The following is a 17,410-nucleotide window of genomic DNA, read 5'->3' on the forward strand; positions in this document are numbered from 1 at the left end:
TGAACTTGAAAAATAGGCATTATATAAGTATAATCTCAAATGAGTGAATTATGATTAAGAGGCATTTAGCCGGAATAAATAAAAAGGAGAAAAATTATGAGTAAGAAACCAGTAGTTTTAATGGTCCTCGACGGATATGGTCTCAGTGACAAGACAGAGGGCAATGCAGTAGCACTTGCAAAGACACCTGTTATGGACAAACTTATGGCTACAGCACCATTTGTGCAGGGCGCAGCTTCAGGACTTCCTGTAGGACTTCCAGACGGTCAGATGGGCAATTCAGAGGTAGGTCATATGAATATCGGCGCAGGCCGTATCATATATCAGGAGCTTACAAGAATCACAAAGGCAATCGCTGATGGAGATTTTTTTGAGAACGAGGAGATGCTTGCTGCAATAGAAAACTGCAAGAAGAACAATTCAGATCTTCATCTCTGGGGACTTCTCTCAGATGGTGGTGTTCACAGCCACAATACACACCTTTATGCGATCCTTGAGCTCTGCAAGAAGCAGAACTTTGAGAACGTATACGTTCATCCATTCTTCGATGGAAGAGATACACCGCCTGCATCAGGTAAGGGATACCTTGAGGAGCTTATCGCAAAGATGAAGGAGATTGGTGTAGGTAAGGTTGCATCTATGTCAGGCCGTTACTACGCAATGGACAGAGATAACAGATGGGACAGAGTAGAGCTTGCATACAAGTCACTTGTAACAGGTGAGGGCGTTCAGGCTGAGGACCCGGTTGCAGCTATGCAGGAGTCATATGACAAGGAAGTATATGATGAGTTCGTTCTTCCTACAGTAATCACAGAGAATGGTAAGCCTGTATCACTTGTTAAACCAAATGATTCAGTTATATTCTTTAACTTCAGACCAGACAGAGCCCGCGAGATCACCAGAGCATTCTGCTGTGATGATTTTGATGGATTTGAGAGAGCAAATGGCCGCATGCCACTCACATATGTATGTTTCAAGGACTACGACGAGTCAATACCTAACAAGCTTGTAGCATTCAAGAAGGAAGAGATCGACAACACATTCGGTGAGTACCTTGCAGCTAAGGGTCTCAAGCAGCTCAGACTTGCTGAGACAGAGAAGTATGCTCATGTAACCTTCTTCTTCAACGGCGGTGTTGAGGAGCCTAACAAGAATGAGGACAGAATCCTTGTAAAGTCACCTGCTGTAGCAACATATGATCTTCAGCCTGAGATGAGTGCTCCAGAGGTAAGCGAGAAGCTCAATGCAGCTATCCTTGGTGGCGAGTATGATGTGATCATCATCAACTTTGCAAACCCTGATATGGTTGGTCATACAGGTATTATCCCAGCAGCTATCCAGGCTGTAGAGACAGTTGACAAGTGCGTTGGCGCTGCTGTAGAGGCAATTGATAAGGTTGATGGTGTTCTCTTTATTTGTGCTGATCATGGTAACGCAGAGCAGATGATCAACTATGAGACCGGTGCTCCACATACAGCTCATACAACTAACCCTGTACCATTTATCCTTTACAACTATGGTGAAGATGTAGAGCTTCGTGAGGGCGGATGTCTTGCAGATATCGCACCTACACTTCTTGAGGTTATGGGACTTCCTCAGCCTAAGGAGATGACAGGCAAGTCACTTATTGTAAGAAAGTAAAAAAAGATGATGTGCGATGAGCGATGACAGCAAATGTAGATATATGTCATATCAATCGCGCGAGAAACAATAAATAAAAGATACGGCACCGAATTATAATATAAGATTGTTATGATCGGTGCTGTATTCAGTTGGAAGGATACATATGAAGAAGTTTTTGGAAGAGTTTAAGGAGTTTGCCCTTAAGGGAAATGTGATGAGTCTTGCAATCGGTGTTATCATTGGTGGAGCGTTCCAGTCATTGGTTACATCTTTTACAGACTGTTTCATCACACCAATAATCAACAGCATCGGTGGAGCAGAGATTGGTGGACATTTTCAGATATTCCATACAGGACAGTATATCGAGTATGGAGCGTTTATTTCAGCAGTTATCAACTTCATAATCATGGCATTTGTTATATTTGTCATCATGAAGGGAATCAATGCGATCATGGATCTTGGTAAGAAGAAAGAGGAGGCAGCTCCTCTCACAAGAAAGTGCCCATACTGTATGGGGGAGATAGATATCAAAGCAACAAAGTGTATGCATTGTACATCTGATGTACCTCCTGCCCAGGAGTAGATCAGGTCTGACCTGGATCAGCGCCGGCGTAGGGATACATACAGCATAAGAAAAGCGGCTGTGCCTTATGGTATGGCCGCTTTTCGTCAAAAAAGATTAGCAGATAAACAACAGAGTATATATAAAGGAGACAGAAAAACATGATAAAAGAGTGCCTTGAAAATGTAAGAAAGAATGTACCTCTGGTACACAATATAACAAACTATGTAACTGTAAATGATGTGGCAAATGTCATTCTGGCGTGCGGTGGAAGTCCTATCATGTCGGATGATGAGGGTGACGTGGAGGATATCACAAGCATATGTGGTGGTCTGAATATCAACATAGGAACACTTAACAAGAACACTATTCCATCAATGTACCTGGCAGGGAAGAAGGCAAATGAACTTGGACATGTTGTACTTCTCGATCCTGTTGGAGCAGGAGCAAGTAAGCTCAGAACTGATACGGCTGTTGGACTTATGAAGGAGATTAGATTTGATGTTATAAGAGGAAATATCTCTGAGATCAAAACTCTGGCATATGGTTCCGGCAGCACAAAGGGTGTTGATGCCGATGTGGCAGATGCGGTTACGGAGGATACGCTTGATAATGCAGTGACATTTGTCAAGAAGCTATCTGCTGAAACGGGATCTATCATAGCTGTAACAGGCGCAATAGACCTTGTTGCGGACGGCGAGAAATGTTATGTAATCAGAAACGGCCGTCCTGAGATGGGTAAGATCACTGGAACAGGCTGCCAGCTCTCAGGAATGATGACAGCATATGTTGTGGCAAATCAGGACAACAAGCTTGAGGCTGCTGCAGCGGCTGTCATGGTCATGGGACTTGCTGGGGAGATCGGTTATTCCCATCTGCAGGCATTTGAGGGTAATTCAACATACAGGAACAGGATAATCGATGCCATATACAATATGGACGGGGATACACTTGAACAGGGCGCAAAGTTTGAAATCAGATAATTGACGGAAGTCTAATAATTGCCTGGATCTGCATCAGATCGGGATCGAAACATATAGGAAGGACGGATAGTATGATAAATTGCAGTGAGAAAGAGCTCTTGCTCTACGCAGTAACTGACAGACACTGGCTTGGTGAAGAGACTCTGTATGATCAGGTAAAGAAGGCACTTGACGGCGGTGCAACATTTGTACAGCTCAGGGAGAAGAAGCTCGACAGAGAAGACTTCCTCGCTGAGGCGAAGGAGATACAGAAGCTTTGTAAGGAATATGGAGTTCCATTTGTCATCAATGACGAGGTCAGCATAGCAAAAGATATAGATGCTGACGGTGTACACGTGGGACAGAGTGATATGGAGGCCATGGACGTCAGAAAGATACTCGGCCCTGACAAGATACTTGGAGTGTCTGCACAGACTGTCGAACAGGCGATTATAGCGGAAAAGCACGGCGCAGATTATCTTGGTGTAGGAGCAGTGTTTACAACAGGTTCAAAGGATGACGCAGACGATGTGAGCCATGAAACTCTCAAGGCCATTTGTGAGGCGGTGTCCATACCGGTCATTGCCATAGGCGGCATAACAAAGGATAATGTGGCCGAGCTTGCGGGCTCCGGAATATGCGGTGTGGCAGTTATAAGTGCCATATTCGGACAAAAGGACATACAGAAGGCCACAGAGGAGCTCAAGGTTTCTGTAGAGAATATGCTTGATGCCTGACTAAATATATGATATAGAGGTGTATATGAAAAAAATAGTTATCAGTGATATAAAAGGTGCGATATTTGATATGGATGGGGTTCTGCTTGACTCTATGCCTATGTGGGATCATGCCGGAGAGATGTATCTGGCGGGACAGGGGATACAGGCAGAACCTGATCTTGAGAAGGTGCTTTTCACCATGACCATGATGAAGGGCGCAGAATATATGCAGAAACACTATGGACTTGAACTCAGCGCGAAGGAGATTATAGACGGTATCAATGAGACTGTGCGCGATTTCTATGCAAATAAAGTTGAGCCGAAGTCAGGTGTGCCTGAACTGCTGAGGTTCTTAAAGAGATATGATATCCCGGTCACTGTTGCAACATCCACAGACAGATGCCATGTTGAGGCAGCACTTGTGCGGACGGGACTTATGAAGTATGTTGACAGGATATTTACATGTTCTGAGGTGGGCGTGGGCAAGGCAGCCTCACCTAAGATATATGAGATGGCGGCTGAGTTTATGGGAACTCCGGCTTCGGATACATTTGTATTCGAGGACGCATATCATGCGGCGGAGACAGCACAGAACGGAGGATTTGTTGTGGTCGGTCTCTATGACGAATCCAGCAGGGACAGACAGGGAGATCTTATAGCACATTGTGATCATTATTTTAAGAGTATGGATGACATGCTGTGCAGTATAAATTCTGACAGAAGCCGTCTTGTGCCTGTCCTCACCATAGCCGGAAGCGATTCCTCAGGTGGCGCAGGTGTGCAGGCGGATCTCAAGACCATGCAGGCAAATGGCGTATTTGGTATGAGTGCGATCACAGCCCTCACGGCTCAGAATACCACAGGAGTGACTGCTATCATGAACGTTATCCCTGATGTACTTGGCGCCCAGATAGATGCGGTGTTTACCGATATACGGCCGAAAGCGGTCAAGATAGGAATGGTATCTGTTCCTGAACTTATTGATGTGATAGCTGACAGACTTGCCAGATACAATGCGGAGAATGTCGTGCTTGACCCTGTGATGGTGGCGACCAGTGGTGCTAAGCTTATAAGCGATGATGCGGTGGAGGTCATGACCGGTAAACTGTTCCCACTTGCAAAGCTCATAACGCCAAACATACCTGAGACTGAGGCGCTCACTGGTATATCGGTGAAGAGCGTAGCTGATATGGAGAATGCCGCCAGATGTATATACGGAAAGTATGGCTGCGCTGTCCTTGTAAAGGGTGGACACAGCATAAATGATGCAAATGATATGCTTTTTGACGGAGAGAATATCACCTGGTTTTCGGGTGAGCGTATTGATAATCCGAATACACATGGCACAGGATGTACGCTTTCAAGTGCGATCGCTTCAAATCTCGCAAAGGAATATGATGTAAGTGATTCAGTCAGAATGGCCAAACAATATATATCCGGTGCCCTGGAGGCCATGCTGGATCTGGGATCGGGCAGTGGACCGCTGAATCATGGTTTCGATATACGAAGTAGGTATATGTTATAAATCAGTATGTAAAAGTTAGAAATTCTTTCATTAAAAATTTTTAATCTATATAGTATTTTCACAGATTGTGTAGTATTATATTAAAACTAAATAATCTGGAGAAGAATACGATGGAGAAAGAACAGAGAAAACAGCTCGTTATTCAGATGCTTACAGCGGGCATTATCACATTCTGCCTGCTGTGGCTTCTGTTTTATATAAAAAAGTATGTGCCGTTCGGAGTACACTCACTCGCATCCAAGGATGCTGATTTTCAGTATCTTGATTTTCTGGCATATCTGAAGGATGTATTTGACGGCAAAAATAATATAGATTATTCTTTCAGCAAATCTATAGGAGGGGCCTGCATAGGAGTATTCAGTTATTATCTTTCCAGCCCGTTCAATTTATTGCTGTTGTTATTCGACAAATCCCAGCTTGTATTGTTCGTACATGTGATCATAACGTTAAAGCTTGCCTGTGCGGCGGCGACATTTGCATTTTATCTCAACAGGAGATTTGAAGAGTGGAATGATGGTTCTGTGAAAAAGCAGGCACTTATCATTTTTCTGGCGGTGAGCTATGCAGTGAGTCAGTATGGAATCGCCCAGGCATGTAATATAATGTGGCTTGACGGCTTCTATATGTTACCGCTCATAATGCTGGGCGTGTACAGAGTGGTTAACGGTGGCAGGCCTGTTATGCTTTCCGTATCAGTTGCATTGGCAGTTCTGTTCAACTGGTATATGGGCGGAATCAACTGTGTATTTGCCTGTTTCTGGTTTTTGTTTGAATTTGCATATTCAAGATTGTACAGTGGGGATACTAAGGCTGAGAAGACTGTCATAAAGGATTTTGCCGGAAAACTTGGACGGTTTATATATTCAATGCTGGCGGGAGTTCTGATCAGTGGGGTGTTGTTCCTTCCGACGATAGGTGCGATGCGTTATAGTGTAAGAGGAAGTCTTGATTTCGGCTCTCTGCTCGACATGTCATTTATCGGTGATGTTTCATCTGTGATAGACGGATATTCGCTTGGCGCACAGAGTCAGAAGGGAAGCGTGTCTCTGTACTGCGGATGTCTGGCGCTGATAGGATTTATTGGAATCTTCATCGGTAAGAAACACAATGTAAAGCAGAAGATATTAGCATTTGTCACGCTTGTGGTAATGCTGCTCATGTTTTACTGGAATCCATTGTGCATGGCATTTTCTCTGTTCAAAGAGGTTGGATCATATTGGTACAGATATTCACATGTTGGAATATTCTGCATATTATTCTTTGCCGCTGAATTTTTCCTCTCGGAGGATCTGAATGCTGTAAAATGGCGGGTTATCATTGCAAGTGCGATATTTAGTGCGGCTATGCTTGGTGTAAACTATCTGCATGGAGTCCAGGATAACAAACTTGTATGGCTGACCGCTGCGCTAATTGTAGGGGTAGCCGTTTTGATAGCACTCGTAAGCAGGCTTTCGAAAAACGTAGGAGCCGGAAGAGTGTTAGGAATTATATTTACGGTCATTCTGTGTGCAGTGCTGACTGTTGAGACAGGATACAGCGTGATGTTGCAAATGGACAATATCCATATCGACAACGGTGAGAGTTTTGTTGAGTATGAGACGGCTATGGAAGGCCTTATAAATGATCTGAAAGAATATGATTCCGATACATACAGGATCAGCCAGACCAGATCAAGGGCGACAAGATCACTCGAAAAAAAGAAAAACAATAATGGCAAAGATACGGATGATAATTTTAAATATAAGAACAATGTCAGAGCAAATTATGACGAGTCGTTTGGTTATGGGTATTGGGCGATAGGATCGTATGTGTCGACCGCTGACAGCACAGTGTTGAACTTCCTTGTGGACACGGGATACAGGAGCGAAGGCGATAACCTAAGTGTTGTCAACATGCCGGTGCTTGGAACTGATTCACTGCTGGGAGTCAGATACATCGTATCTGATTATGCTCTGGAGGGCATGAATAAAGTAGAGGATATTGCAGACAATGCAAATGGAGCCGATGTATACGAGAACCCATACAGCCTGCCTATGGCATTTGTATATGATTCAGGCAAATATACAGCGGCAAAATATAACGGCAATCCGTTTGAATATCAAAATGAGCTCTACAGCGAGCTGCTCGGCAGAAAGGTTGAGATCTATAAGCCTTTAAAGTACGAGACGGTTGTAAGTAAAGCAAAGAAGCGTGTATACAAGATGGAGATCCCGGAAGGCAATTACATCGCTTATGGCAATATCCCATGGAACAGTCTGTTTAACGCAAAGCTGAATGTCAATGGAATATACAGGACCAGATATGCCAGATGGCTTTCGCCGTCAGTGTTCAATATTCCTGTAAATGAGGATCGTGATTACTACAAGGTTGTGCTTCACTCAAAGATGAAGCTAGATCTGGATGATGGAGCAGAGCAGTTTTATGTTCTTGATCTGGATTTGCTGAAAAGCATAGCAGAGGAGCTTGAGAAACATACCCCTGATGTGATGGATATAGAAAATGGCAGCGCAGAATTTGTTGTAAATGCCAAGGAAGGACAGAGTTTATTCACATCTATTCCTTACTGTGATGGTTGGACAGTCAAAGTTAACGGCCAGAAGGTACAGCCGGATAAGGTGGTAGACAGCCTGTATTCTATAAGTCTTGTTGAGGGTGAGAATGTTGTTGAGATGAAATTCCATGTGAAATATGCAGGCGTAGGTATTGCCTGTTCGATAATAGGTATCGCAATGCTGGTATTTGCGGAGTTTTACAGAAAACGAAGAAAATAGTTATTGAATATATTATTTTGTTGTGTTATTATGTTTCAAGTTGGTGTTAAAATTATACACACACCATTTTTTCGGAAACGGAGGTGTTAAGATGCTGAAGACAATATTAATGGTAATTTATGTTATAGTATGTATAGTATTAGCAATAGTGGTTCTTTCACAGGAAGGAAAGGATGCGAGCCTTACAAGTTCCATATCAGGAGCAGGCGGCGGATTTGACAATTCCTACTGGAGCAAGAATAAGGGAAGCTCAAAGCAGGAGATACTTAAGAAGATAACAGCAGTTCTCACAGTTCTCTTCTTTGTACTTGCATTACTGCTTGACTCAAAGCTTTTCAACTAATAATGATTTCTGATGCTTACATATATTAACTGATATATGTAAGCATTTTTTTGCTCATTATGCAATGTATTTGTGCGGTAGGGATGCGGGCATAATGTATATAGAAAGGGTTTGTTATGGATAATAAGGATTTGGAGTTATACAACAGAAGAAAACAGACGGTATATGAATTTATATGCGATGATGATTATCCGCCTATGAAGTTCAAGGAGATGTGTACATTCCTTCAGGTCCCGGGAGATGAGAGACAGACATTTCTCGATATACTGAATGACCTCACAGAGGAGGGACTGATCATCAGATCGGCAAAAGGACGATATCAGAAGGTCGGAGAAGGAACATACAAGGGAACATTTATCGGCAATCAGAGAGGTTTTGGATTTGTCCGCGTTGAGGGCATGAAGGAGGATTTCTTTGTCCCTGAGAAGAATACCATGGGAGCGTTCCACGGTGATACAGTCCTCATACGTGCGGAGGACAGACCGAAGGGAATGAAGCAGGAAGCATCGGTTATAAAGATACTTGAGCGTGGACTAAAGAAGGTTGTCGGAGTCTATCAGAAGAATAAGAACTTTGGATTTGTCATACCTGACAATCTGAAAATAGATGGAGACATATTTATATCCAAGGCAAATTCCATGGGCGCCATGGCTGGACATAAGGTTGTGGCGGAGATCATCAGTTATGGAGACAAAGTGAAGTCTCCGGAGGGAAAGATTATAGAGATACTTGGACATATAAATGATCCGGAGAGTGACGTGCTGTCTGTGGTCAGAGCTCTGGACATTCCAGTCGATTTTCCTGACGAGGTCATGGACAGCCTCTCACAGATCCCTGATTTTGTCAGCGCATCGGAGATGGCAGGCAGAACGGATCTCCGACATCTTCAGACAGTGACGATAGATGGCGAGGATGCAAAAGACCTGGACGATGCCATAACACTCTATGAGGCGGACGGAATGTACAAGCTTGGTGTGCACATAGCTGACGTGACCCACTATGTAAAGGAGAATTCCCCTCTGGATAAAGAGGCACTTAACAGAGGTACAAGCTGTTATCTCGTGGACAGGGTAATACCTATGCTTCCACACAAGCTGTCAAATGGTATCTGCTCGCTGAATGAAGGACAGGACAGACTTGCACTTAGCTGCCTTATGGACATAGATCAGAAGGGCCACATAGTAGGACATAAGATATGTGAGACTGTGATCAATGTGGACCGTAGAATGTCATATACAAGTGTGTCTGCAATTGTCGAGGATCACGATCCAGGGGAGACCAGAAAATATGAGGAGCTTGTGCCCATGTTCGAGATGATGCTTCATGTGTCGGATCTTCTCAGAGCGAACAGAAGAAAACGAGGCTCAATAGATTTTGATTTTGACGAATCGAAGATCAAGATAGACTCCGACGGCAAAGTTGTATCAATAGGTGTATATGAGAGACGCAGATCCAATGAGATCATTGAAGATTTTATGCTTGCTGCAAATGAGACGATTGCTGAGGATTATTTCTGGCAGGATATACCATTTGAGTATCGAGTGCATGAGACACCTGATGCAGACAGGGTTGAGCAGCTGGCGCTCCTTATAAGTAATTTTGGAATGTACTTTAAGGCATCAAAGGAGAATATACATCCGAAAGAATTCCAGAAGCTGCTTGACAGGATAAAGGGTGAGCCTTATGAGAATCTTGTGAGTAGGATGGCGCTGAGGACCATGAAACAGGCGAAGTATTCAACGGAGTGCACAGGACATTTTGGACTTTCGTGTAAGTATTACTGTCATTTCACTTCTCCTATAAGGAGATATCCAGATCTGCAGATACATCGTATAATAAAGGAAAATATACATGGCAGACTTGACTCGAGGAGAATAGAACATTATAGCATGATACTTGACAGGGTGGCTGATGACAATTCGCGCAAGGAGAGAAGAGCTGAGGAAGCTGAGCGTGATGTGGAGAAGCTCAAGAAGGTGGAATATATGTCAGCTCACATTGGCGAGGTCTATGACGGATTTGTCTCGGGAGTTACAAACCGGGGAATGTTCGTGGAACTGCCGAATACGGTGGAAGGCTTTGTGAACGTGGCAGATATGCTCGACGATTATTACTATTTTTCTCAGGAAGATTATGCTATGATAGGTGAGGACACGGGCAAACAATATGCCATCGGTGATCCTATACAGATAAAGGTGAAGAATACAGACAAGATGACGAAGTCGATAGATTTCAGTATTGTATATAAAGGAGAGGATACATTTGTCAAAGGAAAGAGGAAACACTCTCATCGCAAATAACAAAAAGGCATATCACGAGTATTTTATAGAAGAGAAGTTTGAGGCCGGAATAGAGCTTGTGGGAACCGAGGTAAAGTCCATAAGACAGGGACACTGCAGTATCAAGGAAGCATTTGTCGGAATAGACCACGGCGAGGTGTATGTGTACAGAATGAATATCAACCCATATGAGAGGGGGAATATATTCAATAAAGATCCGCTCAGGACGAGAAAGTTGCTGCTCCACAGGTACGAGATCAACAAGCTCATCGGACAGCAGAAGGTGAAGGGTTATACCATTATGCCGCTCAAGGTATATATCAGAGATGGACTTGTCAAGATGGAGATAGGTCTGGCAAGAGGTAAGAAGCTCTACGACAAACGTGAGGATATCGCCAAGAAGGATATTAAGCGCGAGATGGAGAGAGATCTCAAGAGTAGGAGCAAGGACTTCTGATCGTGAGCGTTTGTGGAATTTCTGTGAAATCAAACTTATTATTGGAAATATGATACAGCATGTGTTATACTAGCAGGGTGTTGAAGAAGATAAGCTGGTTCAGATATAATGTGTGTATCGGAATCAAATAAACGATAGTCTGGAGAAGGGCGTTATGAGTCAGAGTAAAGTAGATAAGAAGAAATATGAGAAAAAGCACCGCAAGGAGATTCTCAGGAAGCAGAAGATCAAGAAGATAACAGCTATAACAGTTACGATTGTTGTTATCGCTGCTATAGTTGGAAGTGTTGCGGGTGTGAAGATATATAAGGCGATACCTAAGTACGTTGATGCTTCAAGCTTATCAGAATATGTTGATAAGACTTGGAAGGACAGCGGTTATGACACTCTGTTTTCTGCCACAGCCTCAGATGCTGAGGACACAGCAGATACAACTGAAGCTGCAGAAGATACAGCAGAGGCGACAGATGCAGCGGAAGATACAACTGCTGACGCTGAGTAACAGCATCTGATAAATTAAGATATATAGGCGCAGGTATCATTGTGATATTTGCTGCATATATTATATATGATCGGTTATCACTGATCTATGATCAGGGGTTGACTGGTTTCGACAGGGGTTTTGAAGCTATGGAAGCCATCCGTGGACCAGAGCCACGCTAAAAGCTGGAAAAAAAATAAACGCTAACGATAATTTAGCATACGCTGCCTAAGGGCAGTCGTCATCCTTTAGGAACGCCGAGCCTTTAGGAATGGCGTCGATTTTCGGCAAACTCCTGCATCTAAGCTTTGCGATGTAGGAAAATCCATGAAGCTACTAAGGTCTATAGCATGTTAGTGGGCGATAGGCTGAGGAAATGTTAAAGCACTGACTGTGATGGAAGAAACTGTAGTGAATGAGCTTTTGGACGCGGGTTCGACTCCCGCCAGCTCCACTTGACTGAATTAAGTCGAACAAGATATTTAATGCAACAGGGCATATAGAAATCAATCTATATGCCCTGTTTGCTAAAAAACGGATAAAATCCGAAAATTCTTCTTGCATCTACAATTTCAGTATGTTATATTAAATGAGTTGTGAAAAGAGTGATGGTCCTCTGTGCCCATATATCCGGTGGATATGGTAGTAAGAACATCAGAATATTAAGGAGGAACACAATGAACGATTACATTAAGAATCTTGAAGCTTCACAGATGAAGGAGAGCGTTGATGAGTTCAACGTAGGAGACACTGTTAAGGTACACAACAGAATCAAAGAGGGTAACAAGGAGAGAATCCAGATCTTCGAGGGTACTGTAGTAAAGAGACAGGGCGGAAGCAACAGAGAGACATTCACAGTTAGAAAGATCTCTAGCGGATGCGGTGTTGAGAAGACATGGCCTGTACACTCACCTTTCGTTGAGAAGATTGAAGTTGTAAGAAAAGGTAAAGTTAGAAGAGCTAAGATTTACTACTTACGTTCAAGAATTGGTAAGGCAGCAAAGGTTAAGGAGCTTGTTAAATAATAAAGCTTGTAACATGAAAGTAAAAGTGGCTGGAGTATTTCTACTCCAGCCATTTTTAGAATGGATGAAATGAACTGAACAAATATATTGATGATTGAAGGATAGAATTCATGAGTGAGAGATATGACAGACTCCGAAGGATAAGGAGAGAAAAAAGGCGTCAGAGAAGACAACAGAGATCATTGAAAAAGACTATGAAGAGCGCACTTGGCTGGTTCATATCGATACTGACAGCGGCTATACTTGGTTATGGTTTTGTTGCATTTGGATTCCAGACGGTATATATGGTAGGACCATCCATGGAGCCGACACTGACGGATGGAGAATCGTATCTGGTCAATAAGGCTGTTTATCTGGTGACATCCCCGGAAAGATACGATGTGGTAGCGTATCGTATAGTTGAGAATCAGGACAAATACTATTCCATCAAGAGAGTGGTAGGCCTGCCGGGTGAGACTGTGCTTATCCAGAATGGTCAGGTATATATAAATGGCAATCCGCTTGCAGATTATCCCGTCGACTGTGAGATAAAAACAGCCGGAATAGCGGAATCTGCGATCACACTTGGAGAGAATGAATACTTCCTGCTCGGAGACAATCCGGACAACAGCCAGGATTCAAGATTTCAGGCGGCTGGCAATGTGCAAAAGAGCGAGATGCTGGGCAGAGTAAAGATAAAATAGAGGTAGAGATATGAATATACAGTGGTATCCCGGACATATGACAAAAGCAAGACGAATGATGCAGGAGGATATAAAACTTATAGATATCGTCATAGAGCTGGTGGATTCAAGAATCCCATTCAGTAGTAAGAATCCTGATATAGACGAGCTTGCAAAGAACAAATACAGACTCATACTCCTCAACAAATCAGATCTTGCGGATGATGCAGTCACAACAAAGTGGGAAAACTATTATAAGAATAAAGACTTTGCCGTTGCAAAGATAAATGCCCGTGACGGTATGGGGATGAAGAGTATCAACAATATCGTGCAGGAGGCCTGCAAAGAGAAGATAGAGAGGGATAGAAAAAGGGGAATCATAAACCGTCCGATAAGGGCGATGATAGTTGGTATCCCGAATGTCGGCAAATCCACGTTTATCAATTCCTATGCGAGAAAGGCCTGCACCAAGGTTGGAAATAAGCCTGGTGTCACAAAAGGCAAGCAGTGGATAAGACTTGGAAAGAATATTGAGCTTCTGGACACTCCCGGTATTTTATGGCCGAAATTCGATGATGAGGCCGTTGGTCTCAGACTTGCGTTCATAGGTTCGATCAATGATGAGATACTCAGCATAACGGATATAGCGGTTGAATTAATTAAATTTTTACAGGCAAACTATTGTAATACCCTTGTTCAAAGGTATAATATTGAAAGTGTTGATGATCCTGTACAGATGCTGACAGGTATCGCAGAGAAGAGACAATGCATTAAGAAGGGCGGGGAGCTCGATTATGACAAGGCTGCGGCTCTGCTGATCGATGATTTCAGATCGGGAAAGCTGGGGCGTATTACATTGGAGACCCCGAAGGAAGACTAGATGAGTGAAGAAAACAAGAATGTTGCTGATGCGTTAAACGATATATTTGAGGATGACCCTGCGAAGAAGGAAAGGGACAAAGAGATCGCCAAATATGAGAAGAAGCGTCAGAAAGCGATAGATAAAGAACAGAAGAAGGCTGCAAAAAAGGCTGCGAAGGAAGCAAAGGAAGCTGAAAAGAAAAATGCCGACGATGAGCAGGAAAATAAGGAGAAGTCCTCCTGGTCCTGGGACAAAGCAGTCGCTGAGAGTTCGGCTGATGCAAAGGCGGAGACAGCAGATAAATCGGAAGAATCATCTCAGAAGGAGACATCGGAAGAAGCTGCAGGAGCAGCTAAATCTGAGAGCTCAGATAAAACTGCAGAAGCGGTTAATACAGACTCTTCTGAAGAAGTGTACAATGAGGATGGAGAACTCGACGAGAAGGCTTTAAAGAAGCAGCTCAGGAAAGAGAAGAAAGAGGCAAAAAAGAAAGAAAAGGCCGAAAAGGAAGTCAATATTGTCAAGGATCTCATATTTCTGTGTATTTATATAATAATAGTAATTGGCATATGCTGGGCTGTGCTCACATTTGTCGGACAGCGAACAGAGGTCAGTGGAGAGTCCATGAGCAATACTCTTCACAGCGGAGATACATTATGGATTGACAAGCTTGAGTATGAATTTGGCTCGCCGAAGAGATTTGATGTGGTTGTATTCCCGTATGGAGACGATGATGAGACCTTCTTCATCAAGCGTATAATCGGACTTCCGGGTGAGACAGTGTATATAGACGAAGATGGTGTTATCTATATAAATGACGAGCCTCTGGAGGGCGATGTGTATGGCAGAGAGGCTATAGCCAGCGACAAGCGCGGAGTTGCAGCCGAGGAGATCACACTGGGTGATGACGAGTACTTTGTTCTGGGAGATAATAGAAACAACAGCCGTGACAGCCGTGTGGAGGATGTTGGCAATATACACAAGAAAGATATCATTGGCAGGGCTGTATTCAGATTTACAGGCGGTTTTGGCAAGATAGAATAGGATAAGATATCAGGGGCTGTTGCCTAAAAAGTGGCAATGGTCCTTGTTTTTAGGTGGAGGACATATGGAAAGTATAGCGGAGATAAAAAAAGTATTTGCTGATGCTGATATAAGTGAATATTCGGGGCTTATCGAGAAGTATGGCGACGATGATAGAGATGGGGTAAAGAAGATCATAGCGTCCGCTCAGAAAAAGATCAATGCTCTTGAAAAGGAAAAAGCCCGCAGCTATAAAATGTTTGAATTTGAGAGAAAATACGCTGATAAGGGATATATATGTGGTATAGATGAGGTCGGAAGAGGCCCGCTTGCAGGTCCTGTAGTGGCTGCTGCAGTCATTCTTCCAAAGGACTGTGATATTTTATACCTCAACGACTCCAAGCAGCTCACACCGAAGAAGAGGGAGGCTCTATACGATGAGATCATGGCGAAGGCTGTAGCTGTAGGCGTGGGTATGGCAAACGAGAAAGTAATTGACGAGATAAATGTTCTCAATGCAGATTACGAGGCGATGAAGCAGGCTATATCGAAGCTTCAGGTTAAACCACAGCTCCTGTTAAACGATGCGGTTAATATTCCGGGTGTTGATATCGAGCAGGTAGGCATAATAAAAGGTGATACGCTGTCTGCGTCGATTGCGGCAGCAAGTATAATTGCAAAGGTTACAAGGGACAGGCTTATGGTTGAGTATGACAGTCTGTATCCGGGGTATGGATTTGCAAAAAACATGGGATATGGTACGGCAGAGCACATTGATGCGCTCAAGAAGATCGGTCCGTGCGCAATACACAGAAGGACGTTTATCAAGAACTTTGTATAACAATTGTTCATCACACATATATTCATGGAAAGGTGAAATGATGTATAACAGCAGAGCAACCGGTAATGAAAAGGAAGCTTTAGCTGCTGATCATCTGGCTGGCAGGGGCTATGAGATCCTGTGCAGGAATTTCAGGGTGGCCAGCGGTGAGATAGATATAGTGGCAAAACACGATGGATATATAGTGTTTATCGAGGTGAAGTATAGGTCCGGAGTACATAAGGGCTTGCCGGAGGAGGCTGTCGATGTGCGCAAGCAGAGACAGATATGTAGGACTGCATTATTCTTCCTGAACAAATATGGATATGGAATGGACACCCCGGTTAGATTTGATGTGATAACCATACTTGGTGAGGATATACATCATATAGAAAATGCATTTGAGTATTCGGGATATTGATAGGATGGCGGATATGGATATAAAGTATATTAGGAAAGACAATTCAACACATGTCCACACGGTGGATGGCGTGGATTATATATCATTTGACAAATTGGACAGAGCCGGAGTTGTAAATGCATTCTCCACCAGGATCGGCGGAGTGAGTGAGGGATATCTGGGTTCCATGAACCTGAGCTTCCACAGAGGCGATGATGCGGATCTGGTAATGGAGAATCACCGCAGATTTGCCACTGCAGTGGGGTATGATCACGAAAAGCTTGTGTTCTCAGATCAGGTGCATAAGACAGACATATATAAAGTTACAGAGAAGGATGCCGGAAAGGGAATAATCAGAGAGTCGGATATTCTGGAGATCGATGGACTTATGACGGATGTTCCGGGGATACCACTTATGACATTTTATGCGGACTGTGTCCCTGTATTGTTCTATGATCCGGTGAAAAAGGTTGTTGCGGCGAATCACTCCGGGTGGAAGGGAACCGTCAGCAAGATAAGCGGACATATGATAAACAGATTGAAGTCTGAATATGGAACATCTCCAGAGAATCTCATTTGCGCCATAGGACCTTCTATATGCAAGAATTGCTATGAGGTGAGCGAAGATGTAGCAATGCGCTTTATAGAGGCATATACGCAATCTGAGGCGGCTCAGATCGTATTTAGCAAGGGTAATGGCAAATATCTGCTTGATCTCCACAAGGCCAACTATTACAATCTTGTTGATTCGGGTGTAAAACCTGAGAATATTGACGTGACAAATATATGTACATGCTGTAACAGCGAATGGCTTTTTTCACACAGGGCGAGCAAAGGCCTGCGGGGTAATCTTGCGGCGGTGATCATGCTCCCTGAATGATAGGGCGTTATTCATT

General features: G+C 43.5%; 17 protein-coding genes and 1 other RNA gene. All 18 read left to right on the top strand.

Annotated elements, in window-relative coordinates; genetic code table 11:
* Positions 1-96 precede the first annotated feature (96 nt).
* Positions 97-1,641, top strand: a complete 1,545-nt coding sequence (gene gpmI, locus DW159_RS03050; protein WP_015534994.1) for a 2,3-bisphosphoglycerate-independent phosphoglycerate mutase — start codon at positions 97-99, stop codon at positions 1,639-1,641.
* 145 nt (positions 1,642-1,786) lie between these two features.
* Entirely contained in the window at positions 1,787-2,206 is a 420-nt protein-coding gene (gene mscL, locus DW159_RS03055) for a large conductance mechanosensitive channel protein MscL (protein ID WP_015534993.1), read from the top strand.
* Positions 2,207-2,346: 140 nt separating this feature from the next.
* The gene (gene thiM / locus DW159_RS03060; protein WP_117548913.1) at positions 2,347-3,168 is read left to right on the top strand and encodes a hydroxyethylthiazole kinase; all 822 of its coding nucleotides are present in this window, start codon (positions 2,347-2,349) and stop codon (positions 3,166-3,168) included.
* 71 nt (positions 3,169-3,239) lie between these two features.
* Complete coding sequence (thiE, locus tag DW159_RS03065; protein WP_330410581.1) at positions 3,240-3,884, top strand: thiamine phosphate synthase; 645 nt, start codon at positions 3,240-3,242, stop codon at positions 3,882-3,884.
* 25 nt (positions 3,885-3,909) lie between these two features.
* Positions 3,910-5,391: a bifunctional hydroxymethylpyrimidine kinase/phosphomethylpyrimidine kinase gene (gene thiD, locus DW159_RS14105; RefSeq protein WP_117548914.1), complete on the top strand. Its 1,482-nt coding sequence runs from the start codon at positions 3,910-3,912 to the stop codon at positions 5,389-5,391.
* Positions 5,392-5,501: 110 nt separating this feature from the next.
* Positions 5,502-8,162, top strand: coding sequence for a YfhO family protein (locus DW159_RS03075; protein ID WP_117548915.1), 2,661 nt, complete (start codon positions 5,502-5,504; stop codon positions 8,160-8,162).
* A gap of 91 nt (positions 8,163-8,253) precedes the next feature.
* A complete protein-coding gene (gene secG, locus DW159_RS03080; RefSeq protein WP_015534991.1) occupies positions 8,254-8,505 on the top strand; it encodes a preprotein translocase subunit SecG in 252 nt (83 codons plus the stop codon).
* Positions 8,506-8,621: 116 nt separating this feature from the next.
* Positions 8,622-10,805, top strand: coding sequence for a ribonuclease R (gene rnr, locus DW159_RS03085; protein WP_117548916.1), 2,184 nt, complete (start codon positions 8,622-8,624; stop codon positions 10,803-10,805).
* Positions 10,768-11,241, top strand: a complete 474-nt coding sequence (gene smpB, locus DW159_RS03090; protein ID WP_117548917.1) for an SsrA-binding protein SmpB — start codon at positions 10,768-10,770, stop codon at positions 11,239-11,241. Before rnr ends, smpB begins: the two co-directional genes overlap by 38 nt.
* A gap of 154 nt (positions 11,242-11,395) precedes the next feature.
* On the top strand, positions 11,396-11,743 hold the full coding sequence (locus tag DW159_RS03095) for a hypothetical protein (protein ID WP_117548918.1): 348 nt from the start codon (positions 11,396-11,398) through the stop codon (positions 11,741-11,743).
* A gap of 94 nt (positions 11,744-11,837) precedes the next feature.
* Positions 11,838-12,179, top strand: a transfer-messenger RNA (tmRNA) gene (gene ssrA, locus DW159_RS03100).
* Between the two features lie 220 nt (positions 12,180-12,399).
* On the top strand, positions 12,400-12,747 hold the full coding sequence (rplS, locus tag DW159_RS03105; RefSeq protein ID WP_055272925.1) for a 50S ribosomal protein L19: 348 nt from the start codon (positions 12,400-12,402) through the stop codon (positions 12,745-12,747).
* 110 nt (positions 12,748-12,857) lie between these two features.
* Entirely contained in the window at positions 12,858-13,430 is a 573-nt protein-coding gene (lepB, locus tag DW159_RS03110) for a signal peptidase I (protein ID WP_117548919.1), read from the top strand.
* Positions 13,431-13,440: 10 nt separating this feature from the next.
* Positions 13,441-14,289 carry a ribosome biogenesis GTPase YlqF gene (gene ylqF, locus DW159_RS03115; RefSeq protein WP_015534986.1) on the top strand — a complete coding sequence of 283 codons (849 nt, stop codon included), beginning with the start codon at positions 13,441-13,443 and terminating at the stop codon, positions 14,287-14,289.
* Positions 14,290-15,315: a signal peptidase I gene (gene lepB / locus DW159_RS14110; RefSeq protein ID WP_117548920.1), complete on the top strand. Its 1,026-nt coding sequence runs from the start codon at positions 14,290-14,292 to the stop codon at positions 15,313-15,315.
* A 64-nt stretch (positions 15,316-15,379) separates the two neighbouring features.
* Complete coding sequence (locus DW159_RS03125) at positions 15,380-16,135, top strand: ribonuclease HII (protein WP_117548921.1); 756 nt, start codon at positions 15,380-15,382, stop codon at positions 16,133-16,135.
* A gap of 40 nt (positions 16,136-16,175) precedes the next feature.
* Positions 16,176-16,535 carry a YraN family protein gene (locus DW159_RS03130; RefSeq protein ID WP_015534983.1) on the top strand — a complete coding sequence of 120 codons (360 nt, stop codon included), beginning with the start codon at positions 16,176-16,178 and terminating at the stop codon, positions 16,533-16,535.
* Positions 16,536-16,548: 13 nt separating this feature from the next.
* Positions 16,549-17,394, top strand: coding sequence for a peptidoglycan editing factor PgeF (gene pgeF, locus DW159_RS03135; protein WP_242992602.1), 846 nt, complete (start codon positions 16,549-16,551; stop codon positions 17,392-17,394).
* Positions 17,395-17,410: the final 16 nt, after the last annotated feature.

Source organism: Coprococcus sp. AM14-16, from assembly GCF_003434675.1.
In the GTDB taxonomy this organism is placed as follows: Bacteria; Bacillota; Clostridia; order Lachnospirales; family Lachnospiraceae; genus Coprococcus; species Coprococcus aceti.

Bases quoted from the DNA above. Each gene is read 5' to 3' on its own strand.
- gpmI (WP_015534994.1), top strand. From the start codon at position 97: ATGAGTAAGAAACCAGTAGTTTTAATGGTCCTCGACGGATATGGTCTC.
- mscL (WP_015534993.1), top strand. From the start codon at position 1,787: ATGAAGAAGTTTTTGGAAGAGTTTAAGGAGTTTGCCCTTAAGGGAAAT.
- thiM (WP_117548913.1), top strand. From the start codon at position 2,347: ATGATAAAAGAGTGCCTTGAAAATGTAAGAAAGAATGTACCTCTGGTA.
- thiE (WP_330410581.1), top strand. From the start codon at position 3,240: ATGATAAATTGCAGTGAGAAAGAGCTCTTGCTCTACGCAGTAACTGAC.
- thiD (WP_117548914.1), top strand. From the start codon at position 3,910: ATGAAAAAAATAGTTATCAGTGATATAAAAGGTGCGATATTTGATATG.
- DW159_RS03075 (WP_117548915.1), top strand. From the start codon at position 5,502: ATGGAGAAAGAACAGAGAAAACAGCTCGTTATTCAGATGCTTACAGCG.
- secG (WP_015534991.1), top strand. From the start codon at position 8,254: ATGCTGAAGACAATATTAATGGTAATTTATGTTATAGTATGTATAGTA.
- rnr (WP_117548916.1), top strand. From the start codon at position 8,622: ATGGATAATAAGGATTTGGAGTTATACAACAGAAGAAAACAGACGGTA.
- DW159_RS03095 (WP_117548918.1), top strand. From the start codon at position 11,396: ATGAGTCAGAGTAAAGTAGATAAGAAGAAATATGAGAAAAAGCACCGC.
- rplS (WP_055272925.1), top strand. From the start codon at position 12,400: ATGAACGATTACATTAAGAATCTTGAAGCTTCACAGATGAAGGAGAGC.
- lepB (WP_117548919.1), top strand. From the start codon at position 12,858: ATGAGTGAGAGATATGACAGACTCCGAAGGATAAGGAGAGAAAAAAGG.
- ylqF (WP_015534986.1), top strand. From the start codon at position 13,441: ATGAATATACAGTGGTATCCCGGACATATGACAAAAGCAAGACGAATG.
- lepB (WP_117548920.1), top strand. From the start codon at position 14,290: ATGAGTGAAGAAAACAAGAATGTTGCTGATGCGTTAAACGATATATTT.
- DW159_RS03125 (WP_117548921.1), top strand. From the start codon at position 15,380: ATGGAAAGTATAGCGGAGATAAAAAAAGTATTTGCTGATGCTGATATA.
- DW159_RS03130 (WP_015534983.1), top strand. From the start codon at position 16,176: ATGTATAACAGCAGAGCAACCGGTAATGAAAAGGAAGCTTTAGCTGCT.
- pgeF (WP_242992602.1), top strand. From the start codon at position 16,549: ATGGATATAAAGTATATTAGGAAAGACAATTCAACACATGTCCACACG.